Origin of the sequence: Natronobacterium texcoconense (assembly GCF_900104065.1) — an archaeon.
GTDB lineage: Archaea > Halobacteriota > Halobacteria > Halobacteriales > Natrialbaceae > Natronobacterium > Natronobacterium texcoconense.
The window spans coordinates 640,477-663,605 of sequence record NZ_FNLC01000001.1; the positions used below are offsets into that span (position 1 = coordinate 640,477).

The following is a 23,129-nucleotide window of genomic DNA, read 5'->3' on the forward strand; positions in this document are numbered from 1 at the left end:
ATGATCGAGGCGACGCTGTGTTTCCCGCTTCGGGGGCACGACGATGCGATCGACGGCGATACCACTGTCGACGTCCTCCTGATCGAGAAACGCCGCGGACTCGGCGAGGGCTGGTACAACGGTCCCGGCGGCAAACTCGAGGACGGCGAGACGCCCCGCGAGTGTGCGGTCCGCGAGACTCGCGAGGAGGTCGGCCTCGAGATTGATCCCGAGAGCCTCGAGAAGGCCGGCGAACTCACGTTCCTGCTGGACGGTGAGGTCCACATCGTCTGTCACGTCTACCGGACCGAGGAGTTCTCGGGGGAGCCGACGCCTTCGGAGGAAGCCCGGCCGGAATGGTTTGCAGTCGAGGACGTCCCCTACGACCAGATGTGGGAGGACGATCGGCTGTGGCTGCCAGGGGTTCTGGACGGAAAGACGGTCGTCGGCGAATTCTCGTTCGAGGGCGGTGAACCGCTGGACGAGGCCGAGTTTACCGGCCACGACCTCGAGTGGGACGTCGCGTTCGACTCCGCGGAGGAGTAGCAGTCAGGGCTTCAGGACGATTTTTCCGGAGCTCTTGCGATCCTCGATATACTGGTGGGCGTCGGCCGCGTCCTCGAGGTCGAACTCTTTCCCGAGAATGACCTCGAGGTCGCCGCTGGTCAGCCCCTCGGTGAGTTCGGGAACGGCCTTCATGATCTTGCTCGGATCGTGGTAGGAGGCCTGCCCGAGGTGGAATCCCTTGACAGTCTTGTTCTCGAACAGCAGGCGCTGGTTCTCGGCCGAGGCGGGAACGCCGCTTGCAACGCCGAAGGTGACCATTCGGCCGAAGTGTTTCATGGCGTCGAGACTGCGGTCGAAGACGTCGTCGCCGACGCTCTCTAAGACGAGGTCGACGCCTTCGCCGTCGGTCTCGTCGTCGACGACTTCGCGGAAGTCCGTCTCGGTGTAGTTGATCGGATGATCACAGCCCAGGTCGGCCGCGAGCTCGAGTTTCTCCTCGGTGCTCGCGGTGCCGAACACTTCCGCGCCGGCGTTCGAGGCAAGCTGGACGGCGGCCGTCCCGACCCCTCCTGCAGCGGCCTGGATGAGGACGGTCTCGTCTTCCTCGAGTTCGCCCCACTCGAACAGACAGGAGTGGGCGGTGAGGAACTGGACGGGGAAGCCGGCGGCTTCCTCGAAGCTCATCCCGTCGGGGATGGGGAACAGCATCTGGGCGTTCGCGGTAGCGTACTCGGCGTAGCCACCGGTGTTGAGCATTGCGACGACGCGGTCGCCTTCGTCTAGGCCGACGCCGTCGCCGGTCGCGTCGATCGTTCCCGCAGCTTCCATGCCAGGGACGTAGGGTGCGTCTGGACCACCGGGATAATGACCGCGACGCTGCATCACGTCTGCAAAATTGATTCCTGCCGCTTCGACGTCGATTCGGACTTCGCCCGCGTCGGGTTCGGGTTTCTTGGCCTCGATTACCTCGAGACGATCGCTGTCGCCGTACTCCGTAACCTCGATAGCTCGCATAGGATTACAATGGTAACCAGTCCGTATAAATGTGTGAGAACAGGAAAAGGTCGGCCGGGCGTTTATCGCTCGCAGGCAGGGGAGTCGCCGAGTCGGGAGTTCCGTTCAGCGACGGCCTTCGCACGATTTAAGACCGCGCTGCCTGACTGTCGAACCAATGAGCGACGAGAGCCAGGAACTCGGTATCACCGAGTCGAAATCGCACAAACCCGGCGAGTGGTACGCCGAAGTGGTCCAGAAGGCCGGAATCGCGGACTACGCGCCGATGGGCGGCTTCATCGTCACGAAGCCGCGCGGCTACGCACTGTGGGAATCCATTCAGGATGCGCTCGACGGCTGGTTCAAGGAAACCGGCGTCGACAACGTCTACTTCCCGATGTTCATCCCAGAGAGTTTCCTCGAGCGCGAGAAGGACATCGTCGAAGGGTTCGACCCCGAGGTCGCGTGGGTCACCCAGGGCGGTCACGACGAACTCGAGGAGCGACTCGCAGTCCGTCCGACCAGCGAGTCCATCATCGCGCCCTTCATGGCCGACTGGACCCGCAGCCACCGCGACCTGCCCCTTCGCCTGAATCAGTGGTGTTCCGTGGTACGGTGGGAGGCGACCGAGACGAAGCCGTTCTTCCGCACGAAGGAGTTCATGTGGCAGGAGGGCCACACCGCCCACGCTACGGACGAGGGCGCGTGGGAAGAGGTCTGGACCCGACTCGACCAGTACGAACGCGTCTACGAGGACGTGCTCGCAATTCCGGTGCTGCGGGGCAAGAAGCCGGAACACGACAAGTTCCCCGGCGCGGACACCACGACCACGGTGGAGGCGCTGATGCCCGACGGCAAGTCCGTCCAGGGTGCGACCAGCCACAACCTCGGTCAGAGCTTCGCCGAGGCGTTCGACATCACCTACGTCGACGAAGACGAGGAGGAGCAAACGGCCTACACTACCTCCTGGGGGCTGTCCTGGCGTGCACTCGGCGCGCTCATCATGACTCACTCCGACGACCAGGGGCTCGTGCTCCCGCCGACGGTCGCTCCCACCCAGGTCGTCATCGTCCCCATCTGGCAGGAAGACACCAAAGAGGACGTCCTCGAGTACTCCGAGAACATCGCCGACGACCTCGAGGAGGCCGGCTTCCGCGTCGAACTCGACGACCGCGACGAGCGCAACCCCGGCTTCAAGTTCAACGAACACGAGCTGAACGGCGTCCCCCTCCGTCTTGAGATCGGTCCCTACGAGGTCGAGGACGAGGAGGTCACGCTGGTCCACCGGCCGGACAACGAGGAGGCCGTCGAGGACCGCGACGGGATCGTCGACGCCGTCGACGAACACCTCGAGACGATCTACGACAAACTCTACGAGGCCGCCGAGGAGAACTTAGAGGAGAACGTCCGAACGGCAGACAGCCCAGAGGAGATCATGGGGACGATCGGCCAGCACGGTGGCTACGTGAAGGTACCGTGGTGTGGCGATCAGGCCTGTGAAGAGGCCATCAAGGAGAAGGTCGCGGCCGAAATCGTGATGCAGCCACTCGAGGAGCAGGGCGGAACGACCGCCGGCGTCCCGAAGGCACCCGAAGAGGACGACGCGGAGTGTGCGGTCTGTGGCGACGCCGCGGACGAACTCGCGTACTTCGCGAAGAGCTACTGAGAATCCCCGCCGTTGAACGGGTTTCCCGACGTGTCCTCGCCGTCGAGTCCGTCATGCCTCTCGGAAGTCGTAGTTTCGAGTAACTGTCCACGATAGCAACCGGCCGATAATCCTGGGAGATCATCACTCTCATACCTAATCATTTAACCCAAGATTGCTTACCAGTGGCTGTTGACGTGGACATGTGGTGTTCACTTCGGTGGGTGAACACTACGTGCCTCTGACACCTTTTGACGCCGGTCCTCCAAAGCCGAGTCGACCGACCGTTCGGATATTATACCTTATATTGCCTTCAATGCATATATAATACACTTAGCCATTATGGGTCATCCTCTTATAGAACGTCCAGCTACCGGTGTGTATGTCACAGCCACACGGAGCGGCATCCACCGATCGAGCCCAGGGGCTCGCCGATCCCGGGGACGCCCGGTCGAACTGCGGCGTCGGCGTCGTCATGGATCTCGGCGGAGACCGAGGACACGACGTCGTCGCGGACGGACTCGAGTTGCTCGTCAACCTCGAGCATCGTGGCACGACCGGCGCGGAGAAAGATACGGGAGACGGCGCAGGAATTATGCTCCAGACGCCTCACGAGTTCTTCGCTGACGTTCTCGAGACCGATCTCCCCGACGTCTACGCGGTCGGTTCGATCTTCTTTCCGCAGGACGACGACGCACGCGAGGATCTCGTCTCTCTCTTCGAAGCGACGCTCACCGAGTACGATCTCGACGTGCTCGAGTGGCGCGACGTGCCGACGAACAACGACGACCTCGGGAAGACGGCTGTCGACTCCGAACCGGACGTCCGGCAGGTCGTCGTCGCACCCGAAGACGACGTCTCGGGCACGGACTTCGATCGACGACTCTACGTCGCACGGCGTGCCCTCGAGAACGAAGTCGAGGACGCCGACGTCGACGGAACAGAGCGATTCTACGTCTGCTCGCTCGACTCGAAGACGATCGTCTACAAGGGACTGCTCAAGGGCGAGCAGGTCCCGACCTACTACCCCGACCTGACCGACGAGCGCATCGCGTCGAACTTCGTGATGGTCCACGAGCGGTTCTCGACGAACACGCTCGGGGCCTGGCACCTCGCTCACCCCCACCGGAACATCATCCACAACGGCGAGTTCAACACGATTCAGGGCAACGTCAACTGGATGCGCGCCCGCGAAACGGATATCGAGAGCGACGTCCTGGAGGATCTCGAGGCGATCAAACCGATCATCGACGATCCCGACCAGTCCGACACGGCGAGCGTCGACAACGCGCTCGAACTCCTGATGCAGGACGGCCGCGACTTAGAGCACGCGCTGCGGATGCTCGTCCCCGAAGCCTGGCGCGGCGACGATCGGATGGACGAAGACCGCAAGGACTGGTACGACTTCCACGCCTCGCTGGTCGAACCGTGGGACGGCCCCGCGCTGGTCGCGGCGACCGACGGCGAACGCGTCGGTGCCGTTCTGGACCGCAACGGGCTCCGACCCTGCCGGTACGACGTGACGACCGACGATCGGCTGATCGTGGCGAGCGAGGCCGGCGCGCTCGAGACCGATCCGGCGGACATCGAGGAACGCGGCCGTCTCCAGCCAGGCCAACTCTTTCTCGCCGACCCCGAAGAGGGACGGGTCATCCCCGACGAGGAAGTCTTCGACGAGCTAACCGACGACCGGTACGGCGAGTGGGTCGAACAGGAGCAGGTCCATCTGACCGACATCTGCACGACGGGGGACAACGCCCCGCGAAACGAAGTCGACGGCCTGCGAGAGAACCAGGCTGCCTTCGGCTACACGCACGACGAACTCGAGAACATGCTTGAGCCGATGCTCGAGAAGGGGAAAGACCCCGTCGGCTCGATGGGCGACGACACGCCGCTGTCCGTCCTGACCGAGTTCAACCGGCCGCTGTTTTCCTACTTCAGACAGTTGTTCGCACAGGTGACGAACCCGCCGCTTGACTACATCCGCGAGGAACTGGTTACCTCGATGGAGTCCCGACTCGGGTTCCAGCGCAACCTGCTCGACGAGTCGCCGGAACACGCCCGGCAACTCGTCCTCGACTCGCCGATTCTCACCGACGCCGAACTCGAGTCGATCCGCGACTGTTCGGCAAACGGGATCACGGCGGCGACGGTCGATATCACGTACGAACCCGGGAGCGACGACCTCGGCACTGACCTCGAGAGTGCGATCGAACGTGTCCGCGAGGACGCCGTCTCCGCGATCGAGGACGGCCACGACGTCCTGATCCTCTCGGACCGCGAGGTCTCCGAGGATCGGGTGGCGATCCCGAGCCTGCTCGCGACCGGCGGCGTCCACCACGCGCTCGTCCGGAACGGCCTGCGCAACCACGTCGGTCTCGTCGTCGAGTCGGCCGAACCCCGGACCGTCCACCAGTTCGCGACGCTCGTCGGCTACGGTGCGGGTGCGGTCAACCCCTACCTCGCCTACGAGACGATCGGGGACCTCACCGCAGGCGCGGACGGCGCGGACACCGCGACGGCCATCGACGCCTACGTCGGCGCCGTCGAGGATGGCCTCCTGAAGATCATGGCCAAGATGGGCATCTCGACGGTCGAGAGCTACCAAGGTGCCCAGATCTTCGAGGCCGTCGGCCTCGACTCGAGCATCGTCGACGAGTACTTCACTGGGACCGAGAACCGCACCGAGGGGATCGGTCTCGCCGAGATCGAAGAAGACCTTCTCGAGCGCCACGAGACCGCGTTCGGAGACGACGACGGCGAAGACGAGATCGACCTCGAGCGCCACGGCGAGTTCGAACACCGCTCGGATGGCGTCCACCACCAGTGGAACCCCGACACCGTCGGGACGCTCCAGCAGGCCGCCCGTGCGAACGACTACGAGCGATACCAGGAGTTCGCCGAGAAGATCAACGACCAGAACCGGAACCTCCAGACGCTCCGTGGGCTACTCGAGTTCGATTCCGATCGCGACCCGGTCCCGATCGACGAGGTCGAGCCAGTCACGGACGTCGTCGAGCGGTTCTCGACGGCGGCGATGAGCCTCGGCAGTCTCTCGCCGGAAGCCCACGAAAACAACTCGATTGCGATGAACCGAATCGGCGGCAAGAGCAACTCCGGCGAGGGCGGCGAACCGCCGGAACGGTTCGGCACCGAGAAGGAGTGCAACGTCAAGCAGGTCGCTTCGGGACGGTTCGGCGTCACCTCGACGTACCTCTCCTCGGCCGACGAACTCCAGATCAAGATGGCGCAGGGCTCGAAGCCCGGTGAAGGTGGCCACCTCCCCGGCGAGAAGGTAAACGAGATGATCGCCCACGTGCGCAAGTCGACGCCGGGCGTCGGGCTGATCTCGCCGCCGCCGCTGCACGACATCTACTCGATCGAGGACCTCAAACAGCTGATCTTCGATCTCAAAGCGGCGAACGAGGACGCGGATATCAACGTCAAACTCGTCTCGGAGGCCGGCATCGGCACGGTCGCGGCCGGCGTCGCGAAGGCGAACGCCGACGTCGTCCACATCTCCGGCCATTCCGGGGGGACGGGCGCGTCGCCACGCACGTCGATCAAGAGCGCGGGTCTCCCCTGGGAACTCGGCCTCGCAGAGGCCAACCAGATGCTCCGTGCGACCGGCCTGCGCGACCGCATCCGCGTCTCCGCCGACGGCGGGATGAAGACCGGTCGCGACGTCGCCGTCGCCGCCCTGCTCGGCGCCGAGGAGTACGTCTTCGGCACCGCCTCCCTCGTCACGTCTGGCTGTGTGATGGCCCGGCAGTGTCACAACAACACCTGTCCCGTCGGCGTCGCCACCCAGCGTGGCGACCTGCGCGCACGGTTCCCCGGCGAACCCGAACACGTGATCAACTACATGACCTTTATCGCCCAGGAACTGCGCGAGATCATGGCCGAGCTAGGGTTCCGGACGGTCGACGAGATGATCGGCCAGGTCGACGCCCTCGAGCAACGCGACGACGTCGCCCACCCGAAGGCCCGGAACGTCGACCTCTCGGCCGTCCTCGCCGACCCCGAGGGTGACGTCCGACACAAGATCCGCGAGCAGGATCACGAACTTGAGGACCATCTCGACCGAGACCTGCTCGAGACCGCCGGCGACGCTATCGAACGCGAGGAACCGGTCGACGTAGAGACCTCGGTCTCGAACGTCGACCGCGCGGTCGGCGCGATGCTCTCGAACCGAATCACCAGCCGGTACGGTGAGCCCGGCCTCCCCGAGGATACCGTCACCGTCGACCTCGAGGGCACTGCCGGACAGAGCTTCGGTGCCTTCCTCGCGAGCGGGCTCTCGATGCACCTCGACGGCAGCGCAAACGACTACGTCGGCAAGGGTCTCTCCGGTGGCAAAGTCACGGTGCGGACGCCGGAGACTGCGAGCTACGATCCGACCGAGAACGTCGCCATCGGCAACGTCGCACTCTACGGCGCGACCGACGGCCAGATGTACGTCAACGGCGTCGCCGGCGAGCGGTTCGCGGTCCGCAACTCCGGCGCGAAAGCCGTCGTGGAAGGCGTCGGCGACCACGGCTGCGAGTACATGACCGGCGGCGTCGTCGCCGTGCTCGGCGAGACGGGCAAAAACTTCGCCGCAGGAATGAGCGGCGGCGTCGCCTACGTCTACGACCCCGACGAGACGTTCGCCGACCGCGCGAACACCGGGATGGTCTCCCTGCACGACGAACTCGAGGAGAAAGACGAACGGATGCTGCGACGGCTCGTCGAGAACCACGTCGCCTACACGAGCTCCGAGCGCGGCGAACGGCTGCTCGAGAACTGGGAGCGCGCACTCGAGTGCTTCGTGAAGGTGATGCCCGAGGCCTACCAGGAGGCGATCACCGAGCAGGGAAGCGACGACGTTCGCAACGAACTCCCCGAGACGCCCGACGCGGGCGTGACTGCCGAGACGACCCGCTACGCCGCGAGCGACGACTGACCGCTTCATTTCGGCCGTTCGTGGCTTTTCCGCGGTCGGTGGCGTCTATCGACCGATCGTGTGGAACTCGTCGTTCGGTCGCATGTCCGCGAACATCGCCATCCGGTTGCTCAGGTTGAAGAAGGCCGTCACCGCGGCGATGTCCCAGATCGCTTCCTCGCTGAAGCCGGCCTCGCGCAGTTTCTCGAGGTCTTCCTCCTCGATTTCCGTCGGTCGTTCAGTGAGTTTCACCGCGACGTCCAGCATCGTCCGGTGGGCGTCGTTGACGTCCGCGGTCCGGTAGTTCGCGACAAGCTGGTCCGCCAGTTTTGGCGCGTCTGCGTAGATCCGAGCGAGCGCACCGTGAGCGACGTTACAGTAGTAACAGTGGTTGACACCCGAAACCGCGACGACGATCATCTCGACCTCCTCGCGCTCGAGCGCGGTGTCCTCGACCAGAGCGTCGTGGTACTGGAAGAACGCCCGGAAGTGCGACGGTTTGTACGCGAACGCCGAGAACACGTTCGGCGTGAATCCTGCGTCCTCGGTCTCGTCCGCGATCCGCTCCTGGAGGTCCTCGGGGAGTGTTTCGAAGTCGGGGGCGGGAAAGCGAGTCATCGCGTCGTCCTCGAGTGCTGGCTGCACGACCGGTTCATCCGCGCCGGAATCGTCGTCGGCGTTTCCCATACACCTCGTTTTTCGTTCCCGGTAATAATTGGCAGCGAAACGTACTCGAGATTTAGAGGAGATCGGACTCGAGAACGCCGCCCGCTTCCCGGGCCCCCTCGAGCAGTGCATCGGCGTCACCGTCCGGCGTCTCGAGCAGATGGGCCGAACAGTCACAGTCCGATGCTCCGAACGTGTCGACCGGCTCACCGGGGAGTCGGCCAGCCAGTTCGCACTCGCGGTCCTCGTCGGGGAACCGGACAACGGTCTCGAGGGTCGTCGCCGGATGGCCGAGCAGGTAATCGACGTGCCAGTGTCTGGCGTCGCGGTCGCCGCGTGCGAGTTCCCGGTGGCGATCGACGCGGGCGAACCCACCCGGACCGAACGCACTGCCGACGTAGGCGTAGGTTCCGGCGGCGAACTCGCGTTCACCGAGTGCGCCGACCTCGATAGTCGAACTGCGACTCACGTCGACGACGAGAACGTAGGTACCGCCCATATCGGAAGCGGGCGTGGGCGCGTCAAAACGGCGACGGTTGCGATCGGAGACGGTCCGCCAGCCGCGGCCGATGAAATACCGACCTGGACCGTCAGGAGTCGTCGTGCTCTCTATCGTCCTCGGTACCCGGCGGCCGGTCGTGGACGTGTCGCCGATTACTCATGTCGTCGTCGGAGCCACTACCCCGTCGTTGGTCGCGGTCACCGCTCGACTCGTGGCCGGAGTCGCCGGTCCAGTGGCCCTGTTCTGCCCGCTGGCCTCGCTGACGGTACTCGAGGCCGCCGCCGGACTGGGTGTCTTCGCCGTGGCCGCCCTCCGATCGATCGGATTCGAACTGGTCGGTATCCATTCGACCGGGGCGGTCCCGGCGACTCTCGGTTCGGCCACCCTGTCCGCCATGGTTGCCACTGCGACCGTGTCGTCCGCCCTGTTCGCTCTGGGCCTGCTGTCGGTGGGTTCGCCGGTCGCGGTAGTGATCGTCTCGGCCGCGAGCGTACTCTTTCCCTCCCCGGTCGTCGTCCCTGTCGTCGGCTCGACGCGCTCGACTCTTATTGTCTCGCTGGGTGGACTCCTCCCGCCGGCCCTGGCCGCGTCGTTCGTCCGGGAAGCCCTGACTTCGCTGGTGGCGACCACCCTGGGACTGGCCCTGTCGCGGACGGTTCTCGTGGCGGTCCTGCTGTTCGACCTCGCCGCGCGGCCGTCGCTGTTGCATGCCGTGACGCTCGTCTCCTTGCTGTCGGTACTCGCCCTGAGATCTCTCAGTGTCCGTCTGTCTGCCCCGCTGTCCTCGCCGGCGAGGTCCGCCCTGCTGTCGGCCGCCGGACCGCTCGTCTTCCATGCGCCGGCCCTGCCGTTGGTCATCCTGGTCCCGTCGCTGGCCGCCTCGAGACTGTCGCCGACCGCGACCTGGATCCTCGCGGCGACTGCCTCCGCTCTGCAGTGACTGTTGCTCCCGGCCGCCGGTGTCGAACTCTCGCCCTCGACCCTGTTCTTGCCCGCCACGCTGCCTGTGCTGGGGCTGACCCGGAGCCTGACTGTGTCGCTGCTCTCCCCGCCTCTCGCCGCCGTATTGCTCTCTCCCTTGCTCGCTCTGCTGGCGGCGCTCCTGTCCACCCTGTTGACGTCGGCTCTGTCCGCCCTGTTGACGTCGACCCTGGCCACTCTGCTGGCGGCGCTCCTGTCCACCCTGCTGCTGGGTCTGTCTGCCCTGCTGGTGACTCTCTCGCCCTCGCTGACCGCGTTCGCTACGCATCTGCTGTCCTCGTCGATCGTCGCGCCCGATCTCACTTCGGTCGTCGTGTCGTGCCTCGCCGCCGTACTCGAGGTTCGCGTCTCGAGCGTCGGTTTCGAATCCGGAGCGATCCTGCTGGGAACGGCTGCCTCCCGATCGACCGCGGCCACCTTCCTGATAGTCTCTGGGGGGTTGCCCCCCTCGATCTCCGGATCGATGTCGTCGCTCGTCGTGGCCACCCTGTGGCCGTTCGTGGCCACCTCTATCGTAGCCGTCGCCCGGCTGATTCCAGCCACCTTCCTGCTGCTGACTGCTCTCGCGACGCCGGTCGTCGTGTGCTTCGTAGTCAGTTGCTCGCTCTCGCCCTCGGTCGTCCCGTCGGTCGTCGTTGTGGTCTCTCATAGTAGGATAGTGTTCGACGCGCTTACGTCGACCGTCGGTTGTCGTCGGCGACACGACCTAGACCGAACGAGGGGTTAAATCCAGAGCGTGCGTTCGCTTGCAGCCCCGCCGAACCGAAAACAGTACGTTCGTTACTCTGCCGTTTCAGGCCACGTCGCAGTCGGAAATAGGCTCTCGAGGTCGACGTCCGCTGGCTTCGTTCGAAGACAGTACTCGTCGTCCTCGCATCCGACGACACCCTCGTGGTACAGGTGATCCAGATGGGCGTACGCTTCACCGGGGCCGTGGATGACGTGGATTCCCTCGAGGTCACCGAACAGGCGGGCGCTGACGGTCCAGGGATCGGCCGGTCCGTGCTCCTCGAGGACGTCGAGGATCTTCGCCGTGCGCTCGCGGTGGTGCTCGAGGATCGTCAGGGCACGGTCGGTCGGTTCCTCGATCGGGGCGCGGTGGCCCGGCCAGACCCGGTCGTAGTCACGGTCGGCGATGGTCCGTAGCGTCTTGAGGTACTTTTCGAGTGGGCGATCGACCCGGACGTCCGCACCCCCGACGTTCGGCGTGTAGACAGGGAGGACGGCGTCGCCAACGAACGCCTCGTCGCCGTCGTCGATCTCGAAACAGCACAGGCCCGCAGCGTGACCGGGTGCGTGTACCGCCTCGAGGGTTCGGCCGCCGACCTCGAGGGCGTCGCCGTCCGCGATCGGCGTGGCGTCGACGGGTTCGCCTTCGATCTCCTCGAAGAGGTCGAGGAAGGAGAACAGCTCCTCCCTGGCGTCCTCGGGGACGCCCCACTGCTCGAGGAACTCACGGTGTCGGCGTTCGCGTGCCTCGAACGCGTCGGGATCCTGCTCGACCAGCGGGACGTCGGCCTCGTGGACGTAGACGGTGGCGCCGCTCTCTGCCTGGATCTCGCCCGCGAGGCCGGCGTGGTCGACGTGGTAGTGGGTGAGAACGATATCGTCGACGTCCGCGAACTCGTAGCCGCGGTCGGCGAGTCCTTCCTCGAGGTCCGATCGCACGTCCGCCATCGCGACTCCGGTGTCCACCAGCGCGAGCGCGTCGTCGTCCTCGAGCACGTAGGCGTTGTTGCGCCCCTCGAACTCGTCGTTGCCCAACGTGATACGGTCCATGTGACAGCCAGTGGCCTGACGATATTAACTCACGGGATCTCGGACCGATACGACGGTAGCCGTGAGTCCGCGTCGGCGACCGACGGTAACCCCGGCCGTATCGCTGGTCACGGACGAAGTCGCGTCAGTCGTCCAGTTGCACCACGCTTCCGTCGGCCACCTCGCTCCGCGACTCCGCGCCGACCTCGAGGGTGCCGTCCTCGCCGACGACGATCATATTCGCCGTCCCGTACGACCCGCCGACGTCGACGTCGTGGCCTCGCTGCTCGAGTTCGTCGACGACCTCGTCCGGGAATTCGCGTTCCATCTCGAGAGTGTTGCCGACGTCGTAGGGGTACTGCGTCGACGGGAACGCGGTCGTCTCGAAGCGAGGGCTGTCGATCGCTTCCTGGGCACCGAGACCGAACTCGGCGACGGTGACGAACTGCTGGGTCTGTCCCTGCGGTTGCGTGTCGACGCCGGTGTTGCCGCCCAGCACGTAGGGATCGCCGTCGCGGGTCGCCAGATAGGGATTCGAGGTGTGCCGGACCTTGTAGCCAGGCGTCAGTCGGTTGGGATCGTCCTCCTCGAGCGCGAGCATCCGCATCCGGTTGTTGAGGTGGATCCCGGTGTCGCCGATCACCTGGAACTGCGCGCCGAGGCTGGTGGTCACTGCGGCCCCGTTCCCGTCGGCATCGACGACGTGGAAGGTCGTTGTGTGGTCGGCGTCGGTCTCTTCAAGGCCGGAGTCGATCGGCCACTCCATCGCTTCGTCCATCTCGATCCGGTCGCGTTGCTCCGCCGCGTACTCCTCGTCCAGCAGGTCAGCGACTGGGACGTCGACCCGGTCCGGATCGCCGACGTGGTGATATCGATCCGCGAACGCGAGTTTGATCGCCTCCGCCTGGACGTGGACGGCGTCGGCGCTGTCGGGGTCGATCCCCTCGAGGTCGTACTCTTTGAGGACGTTCAGCGCGAGCAACTGCGTGATCCCCTGGCTGTTCGGCGGGTTCTGGTACACCTCGAGACCCTCGTCGTACTCGATCGAGACCGGATCGACGATCTCGGCCTCGAACTCCTCGAAGTCCGGGAGCGTGAGGTAGCCGTCCTGTTCGTCGGAGAACTCGACGATGTCCTCGGCGATCGAACCACGGTAGAAGTAGTCCCTGGCGGCCTGAATCGCCTCGCTTCGTCCCTCGTCACGTTCGTCGTCGTAGGCGTCGGCCAGCGCCTCGAACGTGTCGGCCATGTCCTGCTGGGAGACCGTCTCGCCCTCCTCGACGAGTTCGCCGTCGGGCATGTAGATCTCGGCCGCGTCAGTCCGCTCCTCGATCCGATCGACCCGGCGCTCGAGCCAGTCTACCATTCCCGGACTGGCGGGATACCCCTCCCGTGCGATCGTTATCGCCGGGGAAAGGACCGCCTCGAGGTCGAGTTCGCCGTACTCCTCGAGCCACAGCATCCAGCCGTCCCAGGCACCCGGCACGACCGACTGGTGCATTCCGTAGTCGCCGGCGCGGTCCTCGTAGTCTGCTACCGTTGCATCGGAGCCGACGGGACCCACGCCGTCGACGCTCGTCACCTCCTCCGACTCGGCCTCGTAGTACAGCGCCCAGGTACCGCCACCCAGCGCCGAGGAGAACCAGGGTTCGACCACCGACAGCGTACAGGCGACCGCGACCGCGGCGTCGGCGGCCGTGCCACCCTGCTCGAGGATCTCGAGGCCCGCGTCGGTCGCGAGGCCGTGTTGCGAGACGACGGCGACGGCGTCGTCGCTCGGGTCGTCCGCTCGAGTCGCGTTCGCTTCCGGACGAACGTCGCCAGTTACGGCCGCAACTCCGATTCCACCGCTGCCGAGGAGAAACTCCCGTCGATCGAGCGTCGGGACCATTGGGGGACGGACGGAAAGCGAGAGGAAAGTGGTTGGGGGTGCGTTTGTAGGTGGTCTCTCCGGTGACGATCGGTCTCGTCGAACGAGAGCGTTCGTATGGCCGAAACGTAGTGCAGCAGTAATCAGAAAGTGACGCGGAGGCTAGGCGAAATCCCTCTACTATTCGAGTTCCGCCCGCAGCAACTGGTTCACGTCGCCCGGATCTGCACTGCCGCCGGTCTTTTGCATCACCTGGCCGACGAGGAAGTTGATCGCGCCGTCGTCGCCCGACTCGTAGTCGGAGACGGCGTCGGGGTTCTCGTCGATCGCCTCGAGGACGGCTTCCTCGACCTCGCCCTCGTCGGTCTTGCCCAGGTCTTCCTCCTCGACGATCTCGTCTGGCCCCTTGCCGTCGTCGAGCATCGACCGCAGGACCGTCTCACGGGCGTTTTTCGCCGTGATCTCGTCTTCCGCGACGAGTTCCACGAGGCGGGTGACCTCCTCGAGTCGGCCCTCGAGTTCGGTGATCTCCATGTCGCGGTAGTTGAGTTCGCCCAGCAGGTTGTCCGCGACCCACGTCGCCGCGAGGTCGGGGTCGAACTCGCTGGCGACGTCCTCGTAGAAGTCCGCGACCTGCTTGGTCGAGGTCAGCTTCGAGGCCGCCTCCTCGCTCAGGCCGTACTCTTCCTGGAACCGCTCGCGACGGGCACGCGGGAGTTCCGGAATCGCGATCTCTTCTTTCCAGCCCGAGACCTGCAGCGGCGGGAGGTCGGCCTCCTCGAAGTAGCGGTAGTCCTTCTCCTCTTCCTTCGAGCGCATCGAGACCGTGATCCCGCGGGACTCGTCCCAGTGGCGGGTCTCCTGCTCGACCGCCCGACCGCGCTGGATGGCGTTCTTCTGGCGCGTCTCCTCGTACGCGAGGGCCTTCTGAGCGCCCTTGTGACTCGAGATGTTCTTGACCTCCGTCCGGTTCGCGCTCTCGAGTGCTTCTTCACCGATCTCGGTGACGTCGTCGCTCTCGATATCTTCCTCGGGGATGATCGAGAGGTTGGCGTCGATACGCAGGCTGCCGTCGCGTTCGGCCTCGAAGACGCCCAGGTACTCGAGCACTTCCTCGAGTTCCGCGAGGAAGGCTCGCACCTCGTCGGGGCTGCGGAAGTCCGGTGCGGTGACGATCTCCATCAGCGGCGTGCCGGCGCGGTTGTAGTTGACGAGCGTGTACTCGGCGGAATCGATACCGCCACCGCCGCCGACGTGCTGGAGGCTACCGGGGTCTTCCTCCAGGTGGGCGCGTTCGATCGTGACGGTGCGTCGGTCGCCTTCGACGGAGACCTCGAGTTCGCCCTCCTGACAGATCGGTTCGTCGTACTGGGTGATCTGGAAGTTCTTCGGGAGGTCGGGGTAGTAGTAGTTCTTCCGGTGGAACCGCGTCTCCTCGGGAATGTCGGCGTCGATCGCCTTGCCGATCTTGACGGCCGCCTCGACTGCGCCCTCGTTGAGGACGGGAAGGGCACCGGGCAGGCCGAGACAGACCGGGCAGACGTTCTCGTTCGGTTCGTCGGTCGGCTCGGTCGAACAGCCACAGAAGATCTTCGTGTCGGTCTCCAGCTGGACGTGGACCTCGAGGCCGATGACGGTCACGAGGTCGCCCTGCTGGACGGTCTGGGCAGTCATTGAGCCACGATTCGGGCCGGGCGGGGTAAAACGTAACGGGACGCGGTCGTGGTCCGACGTCGGAGGCTGTAAATGACGCTCGAGAGTATCGGTGTGACCACCACGAAAGCCCCTTTCAGTCCCACCCAGGGTGGCATGACCGGTCAGCCGACAGAGGTGGGGCTGAAAGGGGTTGCCGGCATCCGGGAAGATGGGCGACGGTGAGTCGAACGAAGCGCCTCTTCCGGAACATCATGAGAGAGCAAACCTCTCTCGAGCATCGCGAAAGCAAAGCGTTCGCTCAACGGACGGGTTTTCGTAGCGATCTCGAGCGTTTCGCCCTTCGAATCACGTAACCTGTGGTTCCTAGAAGACCCCGGTGAAGGCCACGTAGCTGAATATCGTTGCGACGATACCGACGCCAATCGCGTAGTAGGCGAGCGGAATCAGGTTCAGCCGGATCACCCGGCCCTCCTGTCCGACCAGACCGACGGTCGCGAGCGCGGCGACGATGTTGTGAATCGCAACGAGGTTCCCCATCGCGCCGCCGACGGCCTGCGCACCGACGATGATCTGGGTCGGCAGTCCCAGTTCCTGTGCGGCCGTGAACTGGAACCCGCTGAACGTGATGTTCGAGACGGTGTTCGAGCCGGTCATCGCGGCGCCGAGGCCGCCGATCAGGGCCGCGATGGTCGGATACGCAGCGCCGGTGACGTCGGCCGTCGCGATCGCCAGCACCTCGATCATGCTCTCCTCGAGTGTCGCACCCGGATACGATCCGGCGTTGATCATCACCTGGACCATCGCGATGACGAACACGAGCGCGATAAACGGCGAGACGATCTTCTCACCGGCTTCGCGCCAGGCGGCTTTCACCTGCTGGCCGCTCATTCCGAAAATCGGGATGGCGACGAGCGCGCTCACGAGCAGCCAGAAGCCGGGAACGTTGACCCACTCGATGCCCGCCTCGAGTGCCTCGTACCCCAGAATTTCGTCCCAGGCGAGCACGAAGCCGACGGTGAACTCGCCGAGGTTAGTTTCGATCGGGATCAGCAGGCCTTCGACCAGAAACTCACTGATCTGGTCGGAAACTCGCGTGATGACCAGCAAGACGACGAGGAAGACGTACGGGGACCAGGCACGAACCAGCGACATCGACGACCGATCGCCGGTGCCGTGTGCGTTGATCTCCCCGTCGCTGCCGGGTTCGATCGTCCCGACCCAGTGTCGCGGCCACTCCTCGCGGGGTGGGAACTCCCACTCGCTCTCGGGGAGGAAATAGCCGGCCCGCAACGCGGCGACCGTCACCGCCCCGCCGACCATCGAACCGATGAGCGCGGGGAACTCGGCCGTGAGGAACCACGCCGACGTCCAGTAGGGGATCACGAACGCGATGCCGGCGAACAGACACAGCGGCACAACCTCGAGTGCCGGTTTGATCGATCGCTCCTCGCTGAAGAAGTAGACGACCATGCCGACGGCGAACAGCGGCATCACGAACCCGACCAGCGAGTGGTAGGTCGCGGCCCAGGCAGCGACCTCCATCGAGTACTCCGTAACTGTCATTCCACTCTCACCGGTGATGACGCCCTCGTAGTCGCTCAGCGGCGTCTCGATCCCGACGATGATCGGGGTTCCGACCGCGCCGTAGGTGACGGCGATGATGTGGCCGATCAGCGCCGCGATCACCGCAGCGAGCGCCGGGAACCCGAGCGCGAGCAACAGCGGCGCGACGACGGCCGCCGGCGTCCCGAACCCGGCCGCCCCCTCGATGAACGTCGCGAGGAAAAACGCCAGCAGGACGATCTGGACGCGCCGATCGTCCGAGACCGCCGCGAAGCCCCGGTTTATCCGATCGAACGCGCCGGCCTGCATCAGCGTGTACAGCAACACGAGTGCGCCGAAGACGATCCAGAGGATCTCGAGTGCCGTCATCACGCCGACGATCGAGGCACCGACGAGGAAGTCGACCGGATTCGCCCACACGAGGTAGCCGACGAGCAGGGCTGCGATCCACGCGAGCGGCATCGCCCGTGTCGCCGGCCACAGCAGGCCGACGATCAGAACGGCGGTGAGAACGAGGGGGAGCGCCGCAGCCGCGAGTTCGACGACACTAGCCATTCACACCACCCCCGCTGAGGTCGGTAGTCGATTCGCAGACGTGCTTCGTTCCACTACCCCTTGGTTGTCTTTCACTCCCATGGCGCGACGCACCATGATATTGTATATATGCATTTCGATAGTTAAAGGAAAGAACCATGTTTCGACTCGAAAACGTCCGTAGCCGAACCGTCGCTGCTCGAACCGACCCGGTCGGCGCTGCCCACGGTTGCAGGAAGGCGACGACGGTGACGAGGGAAAACAGTCGCGTCCGTGCTATCGCAAGTCGGCGAACACGTCGCGAGTCAGTTTCGGATCGGCAGTTCCCGCCGAAGTCGACTATCGTTTACACACTGTCCGCGAGTTCGAACTCGATTCGATCCGTGTCTTTGCCTTTCGACGCGTGATCGGTGATCTCCACGCGACCGATTTCGCCCAGACTGGACACGTGCGTGCCACCGCACGGACACATGTCGAATTCCTCCACCTCGACGACTCGAAGCGGATCCACGGAGTCGGGAATCAGATCGAGCAGCGCACGCCCTTCGTCGACCGACTCCTCGACGGTCGCTCGCGGCCGGTTCTCCTTGACGACCGGGAAATCCCGCTCGATGGCCTCGTTGGTGCGACGCTCGATGTACTCGAGATCGTCCTCGTCGAACGACGCGGGCTCGAAGTCGATGCGCGACCGGTCTGGATGGATCTGATTCCCGGCGGTGCCGGCGTCGTACTCGTCGAGCACGACGCGGGAGACGACGTGCTGGGCGGTGTGCATCCGACTCAGCCGCCGGCGACGCCGTTCGTCGATTCGACCCTCGACTGTCGTTCCCTCGGGTGGGAGTTTCCCCTCCCGGAGGTCGACGTCGTGGCGAACCTCGCCGTGATCTTTCTTCACGTCCGTCACGTCGGCAACGCCGCCGTTCCACTCGAGGACGCCCCGATCTGCCGGCTGTCCGCCGCCCTCAGGATAGAAGTACGTCCCGTCGAGGAACACGCTGTTCGTGCTCGTTTCGGTGACGGTAGCCGTAAACGTCGTCACGTCGTCGGCGTCCGGAAGGTATCGAAGCTCGGTCACGGGTACGAGTCGGTTTGGTACGAGGGTGCAAAGACGCTACTGGTCTCCGAACGGCGTCGACCAACCGACTCGCAGTCGTCGGCTGTGCCCTAACCAGTATGGTACCTCGTTCACTTCGCCCAGGCACAAACGTGACAACGTAGCCATGAAACCGACCGGATTACTGGCAGCAACTACACGGGACATCGTCCTGCAAGCACCGGAGACGCAGCGAGAAATCTTCGAGTTCGTATTCGAAGACACGTTACTCGCGCTCTCGTTCGTAGCGAACATCGCCCTCGCAGGGCTGACGATCCTCTTCATCGTCGCGATGGCCCGAGGAGTGACCGATCCGCGCACGAAACTGATCGTCGTCGCGACGATGCTGATCTCGGTCGTCTCGATCTCGAGTTACACCGGGCTCGCGTCGGGGCTGACGTTGAGTTTCATCGAGATGCCCGCAGGTCACCCGCTCGCGGGCGAGGAGGTTCTCACGATGTGGGGTCGGTACCTCACCTGGACGTTCTCCACGCCGTTCATCCTGATCGTGCTCGGGATGATCGCCGGCTCGAACCTGACGAAGATCGGGACCACCTGTGCGATGACGATCGCGATGTGCGTCACCGGCCTGGCGGCCGCGCTGACCACCTCGTCGTACCTCATGCGCTGGTGGTGGTTCGTGCTCAGTTCGACGTTCTTCCTGGTGATCGTCTACGTCATCCTGGTCGACTGGACTCGCGAGGCCGAGCGGACCGGCACCTCGGACCTGTTCACGAAGCTGAAGCTCCTCACCGTCGTCGGCTGGTTCGGTTACCCGATCCTCTGGGCGCTCGGCGTCGAGGGGTTCGCCCTGCTCGAGGTCTGGATGACCTCCTGGGGCTACAGCGTGCTGGACGTCATCACCAAGTACATCGTCACCGTGTTGATCGTGCTGTACGTCGTCGACGAACCGGAGACGATCACTGCCGGCGCCGACTACGGTTCCACGCTGAAAGGCGTCGGTGCGCCCGCGGACGACTGAGACAGCCCCTGTAAACCAGTGTGTAAAATCGTAGTCGGTCGGCTATCGTGCTTCTTTAAGCTCGTCGAGCGCTTCGGGGTTCTCGATGCTGCTCATGTCGCCGAGTTCTTCGCCGGTGTAGATGCCCTCGATGGCCCGGCGAATAATTTTGCCCGACTGGGTCTTGGGGAACTCGTCGACGAACAGCACCTCGCGCGGACGGAACGGCTTGCCCAGTTCCTCGCCGACCTGGGCGCGCAGTTCCTCGCGGAGGTCGTCGCTCTCCTCGTGGCCGTCCTCGAGGATGACGTAGGTGACGACCGCGGTACCGGTAGTGTCGTCGGGTGCGCCGATGGCGGCGGCCTGGTTGACGGTCTCGTGGTCGATGAGCGCGCCTTCGACCTCGGCGGGCCCGACCTTGCGGCCGGCGACGTTGAGCGCGTCGTCGGCGCGGCCGTGGAGGAACCAGAACCCGTCCTCGTCCTTCTGGGCCCAGTCGCCGTGGTTCCACATGTCTTCGAAGGTCGACCAGTACTCGTTCAGATAGCGTTCGTCGCCCGACCACAGCGACTTCGTCATCGACGGGCAGGAGTCCTTCGCGACGAGGTAGCCGCGTTCGTGATCTTCCTTGATCGACTCGCCGCTGCGGTCGACGACGTCGATGTCCATGCCGAGTCCTGGCCCGCCGAGCGTACAGGGTTTCAGGGGTTCGGTCGGCATCGGCATCAGGAAACAGCCACAGATCTCGGTCCCGCCGGAGATGTTGATGATCGGCGCTTCGCCGCCTCCGACGTTCTCGTAGAACCACCGCCAGGACTCGGGGTCCCAGGGTTCGCCGGTCGAGCCAAGGAGCCGAAGGGAGGAGAGGTCGTGGCCCTCGAGCCACTCGTCCCCGTGCTTGCGCAGTGCGCGGATCGCGGTCGGCGAGATGCCAAACTGGGTCAGTTTGTGCCGGTCGATCATCTCCCAGAACCGGTCGGGTTCGGGGTGGTCCGGCGCGCCCTCGTACATGAAGACGGTGCCGCCGAAGGTGTGAGTCCCGATCAGCGTCCACGGGCCCATCATCCAGCCGATGTCCGAGACCCAGAAGAACCGGTCGGCGGGCTTCAGATCGAAGCCGAAGTACAGTTCCTTGGCACACTGGACCTGCACGCCCGCGTGGGTGTGGACGATGCCTTTCGGCTTGCCCGTCGTCCCCGAGGAATAGAGGAGCATCGACTCCTGGCTCGAGTCCAGTGACTTCGTCTCGTACTCGTCGTCCTGGGTCTCGACGGCCTCTGCCCACCACTCGTCGCGGTCGTCGTTCCAGGGAATCTCGTGTTCGCTGCCCTCGTCGCTCGCCCCTAGCCGATCGAAGACGATCGTCTCCTCGACGTAGCCGGCCTGTTCGATCGCGTCGTCGGCCGACCCCTTGAGGTAGATCGGGTCGTCTCGTCGGAGGAAGCCGTCGCCCGTGAACAGCACCGAACACTCCGAGTCCTCGATTCTGGTTGCGGCGGCGTCGACGCCGAACCCGGAGAAGATCGGAACGGCGATCGCACCCACCTTGAAACAGCCATAGAGGATCGAGACGACCTCGGGCACCATCGGCATGTAGAGCCCGACCGTGTCGCCCGTCCCGATGCTGCGTTCCTCGAGTGCGTTCGCGACCTTGTTCGACTGGCGGTGGAGTTCGTGGTAGGTCACCTCGCGGACGTCGCCGTCCTCGCTCTCCCAGATGGTCGCGACCTTGTTGCGGCGTTCCTCGTCGACTGCGGCGTGCCGGTCGAGGGTGTTGTGGGCGATGTTGAGTTCGGCGCCAGGGTACCAGTCGGTGAACTGCGGCCCCTCGCTGTTATCGCGGACATCGTCGTGCTCCTCGTAGAACTCGATGTCGAGGTAGTCGACCAGTTCGTCCCAGAACCAGTCGACGCCCGACGCCTCGACCCCCTCGAGGTCGGTCGTCGTCCGCTCGATGAGTCCCTCGTAGTCGTCGATGCCGTACGCCTGCATGAACTCGTAGACGTTCGTCGACTCCACGAACTCGTCGCTCGGTTCGTGGACGATCTCGTCTACGTCCTCGAGTGCGGTGTTCCCCGTCATCGTTTCACTCGTAGGTTAGAGTCATCCCCCCATCAAACAATAGGTCTCCACCGGCGAGGTGTTTACCCAGATCGGAGAAGCCGATCAGGAACAGGTTCGCGACGTCGATCGGCTCCATCATCTCCGTAGCCCGGGACTGGCCGAGCATCACGTCGTCGATCACCTCCTGGACCGAGATGCCGCGCTGTTCGGCCGTCTCCTCGAGTTGCGCCGTCACGAGCGGCGTCTTCACGTAGCCGGTGCTGACCGAGAACGACCGGATCTTCCCCCCGCCTTCGGCGGCGATCGACTGGGTTAGCCCGCGCAGGCCGAACTTCGAGACGTTGTAGGCGACCTTGTCGCTGGTGACGTAGTGGCCGTGAACCGAGGCCATGTTCCCGACGCAACCCCGGCCGTCGTCGGTCTCCCGGAAGTGCGGAATGCAGAGCTTCGAGAGGTACAGCGGCGCACGAAGCATGATCTCGTGCATCCGATCGTAGGTCTCCATCGGGAAGTCCTCGATCTCGTCGATGTGTTGCATCCCGGCGACGTTCGCGAGGTACTTGATATCACCCAGCTGTGCGGCTTCCTCGACGATCCGCTCGAGGTCTTCGTCGACCGTCAAATCCGCCACGATCGACTCGATCTCGCCCTCGAGGTCGAGTTCCTCGCCACGTTCGATCGTCCCCTCGAGGCCGGTCTCGTCGATATCGGTCGCTGCGACGGTCAGGCCGTTGCCGGCCGCCGCGAGCGCGGTCGCTCGTCCGATTCCCGATCCGCCGCCGGTGACGATACAGACGTTGCCAGCGTGGAATGAATCGTCGTCGATCGTGTGGATGTCGTCGCGCGCTACCGACGGTGGTGTGACCTGTTGTCCGGACATCTGTGTACTCACGTACTACGCGTAGCGGAGGTTAAAGCACATGTGTTAACATATCAACTTCGTTCATATAGCCGATCGAATCAATCTCCCAGCGAGACTGTCACAAAAATCTACCAGTAGGATGAATTGTGTCTGACGTACGTTTATGTGATAGGGAGAAGGCCTAGAAGATATGTCGAACAACCGCGTCGAGCAACTCGAGTCGACAGTAGCGGAACTCGAGTCGACGGTAGAGGGTCTAACGGACGAGCTTATCGAGGCGAAAGAGCGTATCCGCGTCCTCGAAGCCGAACTCGACACCGAGACGCCGACGCGTGTTCCGGAACGCCGGTCCGAGGGACAGATCGGAACGGACGAGTCGGAGACGCCGGAGACGTCGGCGGAAACCGATCTCGAGGACGTCACCGAGACGGACACGTCGGCCGAGACGAGCACGGAGGTCGTAACCGAGGACACTGGGGACGAAGCGGAAGACTCAGGTAGCGACGACATTATCGTTGCATAACTACCGATCGGGAGCCGTCCCGATCGACCGTCCACTGTCGCTCCCAGG

General features: G+C 64.4%; 17 protein-coding genes. 6 read left to right on the forward strand and 11 right to left on the reverse strand.

Annotated elements, in window-relative coordinates; genetic code table 11:
* The gene (locus BLR35_RS03355) at nt 1-525 is read left to right on the forward strand and encodes an 8-oxo-dGTP diphosphatase (RefSeq protein WP_090377354.1); all 525 of its coding nucleotides are present in this window, start codon (nt 1-3) and stop codon (nt 523-525) included.
* A 3-nt stretch (nt 526-528) separates the two neighbouring features.
* On the opposite strand, the gene BLR35_RS03360 is transcribed toward BLR35_RS03355, so the two are convergent.
* Complete coding sequence (locus BLR35_RS03360; protein WP_090377357.1) at nt 529-1,500, reverse strand: quinone oxidoreductase family protein; 972 nt, start codon at nt 1,498-1,500, stop codon at nt 529-531.
* Nucleotides 1,501-1,657: 157 nt separating this feature from the next.
* Here BLR35_RS03360 and proS point away from each other — a divergent pair, with 157 nt between their 5' ends.
* Both proS and gltB read left to right on the forward strand, forming a co-directional pair.
* The gene (gene proS, locus BLR35_RS03365; protein ID WP_090377359.1) at nt 1,658-3,145 is read left to right on the forward strand and encodes a proline--tRNA ligase; all 1,488 of its coding nucleotides are present in this window, start codon (nt 1,658-1,660) and stop codon (nt 3,143-3,145) included.
* A 361-nt stretch (nt 3,146-3,506) separates the two neighbouring features.
* Nucleotides 3,507-8,069, forward strand: a complete 4,563-nt coding sequence (gltB, locus tag BLR35_RS03370; protein WP_090377362.1) for a glutamate synthase large subunit — start codon at nt 3,507-3,509, stop codon at nt 8,067-8,069.
* 45 nt (nt 8,070-8,114) lie between these two features.
* Here the strand turns inward: gltB and BLR35_RS03375 are convergent, their stop codons facing one another.
* From BLR35_RS03375 to gatB, 6 genes are all read right to left on the reverse strand, one after another.
* On the reverse strand, nt 8,115-8,735 hold the full coding sequence (locus tag BLR35_RS03375; protein WP_090377365.1) for a peroxidase-related enzyme: 621 nt from the start codon (nt 8,733-8,735) through the stop codon (nt 8,115-8,117).
* A 52-nt stretch (nt 8,736-8,787) separates the two neighbouring features.
* Nucleotides 8,788-9,213, reverse strand: a complete 426-nt coding sequence (locus BLR35_RS03380; RefSeq protein WP_090377368.1) for a GIY-YIG nuclease family protein — start codon at nt 9,211-9,213, stop codon at nt 8,788-8,790.
* A 91-nt stretch (nt 9,214-9,304) separates the two neighbouring features.
* Nucleotides 9,305-10,846, reverse strand: a complete 1,542-nt coding sequence (locus BLR35_RS20165) for a hypothetical protein (RefSeq protein ID WP_139169228.1) — start codon at nt 10,844-10,846, stop codon at nt 9,305-9,307.
* A 131-nt stretch (nt 10,847-10,977) separates the two neighbouring features.
* Nucleotides 10,978-11,976 carry an MBL fold metallo-hydrolase gene (locus tag BLR35_RS03400; protein ID WP_090377380.1) on the reverse strand — a complete coding sequence of 333 codons (999 nt, stop codon included), beginning with the start codon at nt 11,974-11,976 and terminating at the stop codon, nt 10,978-10,980.
* Nucleotides 11,977-12,100: 124 nt separating this feature from the next.
* Nucleotides 12,101-13,846 (reverse strand): gamma-glutamyltransferase family protein, encoded by a 1,746-nt coding sequence (locus BLR35_RS03405; RefSeq protein WP_090377383.1) that lies wholly within the window; start codon nt 13,844-13,846, stop codon nt 12,101-12,103.
* A 159-nt stretch (nt 13,847-14,005) separates the two neighbouring features.
* Entirely contained in the window at nt 14,006-15,499 is a 1,494-nt protein-coding gene (gene gatB / locus BLR35_RS03410) for an Asp-tRNA(Asn)/Glu-tRNA(Gln) amidotransferase subunit GatB (RefSeq protein ID WP_090377386.1), read from the reverse strand.
* A gap of 72 nt (nt 15,500-15,571) precedes the next feature.
* On the opposite strand from gatB, the gene BLR35_RS21075 reads away from it, so the two are divergent.
* Complete coding sequence (locus BLR35_RS21075; protein WP_280139348.1) at nt 15,572-15,703, forward strand: hypothetical protein; 132 nt, start codon at nt 15,572-15,574, stop codon at nt 15,701-15,703.
* 141 nt (nt 15,704-15,844) lie between these two features.
* Here the strand turns inward: BLR35_RS21075 and BLR35_RS03415 are convergent, their stop codons facing one another.
* Together BLR35_RS03415 and BLR35_RS03420 are read right to left on the reverse strand one after the other, a co-directional pair.
* Nucleotides 15,845-17,599 (reverse strand): L-lactate permease, encoded by a 1,755-nt coding sequence (locus BLR35_RS03415; protein ID WP_090377389.1) that lies wholly within the window; start codon nt 17,597-17,599, stop codon nt 15,845-15,847.
* A 325-nt stretch (nt 17,600-17,924) separates the two neighbouring features.
* Nucleotides 17,925-18,653, reverse strand: a complete 729-nt coding sequence (locus tag BLR35_RS03420; RefSeq protein WP_090377392.1) for an alanyl-tRNA editing protein — start codon at nt 18,651-18,653, stop codon at nt 17,925-17,927.
* Nucleotides 18,654-18,798: 145 nt separating this feature from the next.
* On the opposite strand from BLR35_RS03420, the gene BLR35_RS03425 reads away from it, so the two are divergent.
* Nucleotides 18,799-19,653 carry a bacteriorhodopsin gene (locus tag BLR35_RS03425; protein ID WP_090377395.1) on the forward strand — a complete coding sequence of 285 codons (855 nt, stop codon included), beginning with the start codon at nt 18,799-18,801 and terminating at the stop codon, nt 19,651-19,653.
* Nucleotides 19,654-19,695: 42 nt separating this feature from the next.
* Here the strand turns inward: BLR35_RS03425 and BLR35_RS03430 are convergent, their stop codons facing one another.
* Entirely contained in the window at nt 19,696-21,714 is a 2,019-nt protein-coding gene (locus BLR35_RS03430; RefSeq protein ID WP_090377398.1) for an AMP-binding protein, read from the reverse strand.
* A 4-nt stretch (nt 21,715-21,718) separates the two neighbouring features.
* Entirely contained in the window at nt 21,719-22,576 is an 858-nt protein-coding gene (locus tag BLR35_RS03435) for an SDR family NAD(P)-dependent oxidoreductase (RefSeq protein WP_090377401.1), read from the reverse strand.
* A 172-nt stretch (nt 22,577-22,748) separates the two neighbouring features.
* Here BLR35_RS03435 and BLR35_RS03440 point away from each other — a divergent pair, with 172 nt between their 5' ends.
* Nucleotides 22,749-23,081 carry a DUF7518 family protein gene (locus tag BLR35_RS03440; protein ID WP_090377403.1) on the forward strand — a complete coding sequence of 111 codons (333 nt, stop codon included), beginning with the start codon at nt 22,749-22,751 and terminating at the stop codon, nt 23,079-23,081.
* Nucleotides 23,082-23,129 lie beyond the last annotated feature (48 nt).